The 631-nt window shown below is 73.4% G+C and carries 1 protein-coding gene; it reads right to left on the bottom strand.

All coding sequences use genetic code 11. The features are described 5' to 3' along the window. A partial coding sequence (locus tag OSB71_RS24285) for a zinc-binding dehydrogenase (RefSeq protein ID WP_323055345.1) occupies positions 1 to 594 on the bottom strand: 594 nt, incomplete at its 3' end. Positions 595 to 631 lie beyond the last annotated feature (37 nt).

Genomic DNA, 631 nt, shown 5'->3' with positions numbered 1-631 from the left:
TCGCGCGAACAGCTCCAGCACCCGCTCCCACATCTCCCGGATGCGGTCCAGCCCCGCGTCCAGCAGCTCGAACGAGCGGTAGTGCACGCCGGGATGGGAGTGCCGGAGTGCGTCGGGGTCGCGCAGATCGGTCTTGCCCATCTCCACGAACCGGCCGCCGCGCGGCATCAGGTCCAAGGAGGCGTCGATGAACTCACCCGTCAGCGAGTTGAGGACCACGTCCACGCCCCGCCCGCCACTGGCGGCCCGGAAGGCGTCGGCGAACTCCACCGACCGCGAGGACGCGATCCGCTCCGGAGCGATGCCCAGCCCCTCCAGCACCGGCCACTTCGCCCGGCTCGCCGTCCCGTACACCGTCGCACCCAGATACCGCGCCACCTGCACCGCCGCCATGCCGACGCCGCCCGCGGCCGCGTGCACGAGCACCGCGTCGCCCTCCGTGACCCCGGCCAGCTCGACGAGCGCGTAGTAGGCGGTGAGGAACACCGCGGGCACGGCGGCGGCCTGGGCGTAGGTCCAGTCCTCGGGGATGGGGGCGAGCATGCGCTCCTCGGTGACCGCGCTGGGGGCGAAGGAGCCGGAGAACAGGCCCATCACCCGGTCCCCGGGCCGCACCCCGGACACCCCAGGA

The sequence above is a fragment of the Streptomyces marinisediminis genome, from assembly GCF_026262575.1.
GTDB classification, from domain to species: Bacteria; Actinomycetota; Actinomycetes; order Streptomycetales; family Streptomycetaceae; genus Streptomyces; species Streptomyces marinisediminis.
Note: the sequence above shows the minus strand (reverse complement) of the source record. Positions and strands in the feature narration are given on the sequence as shown.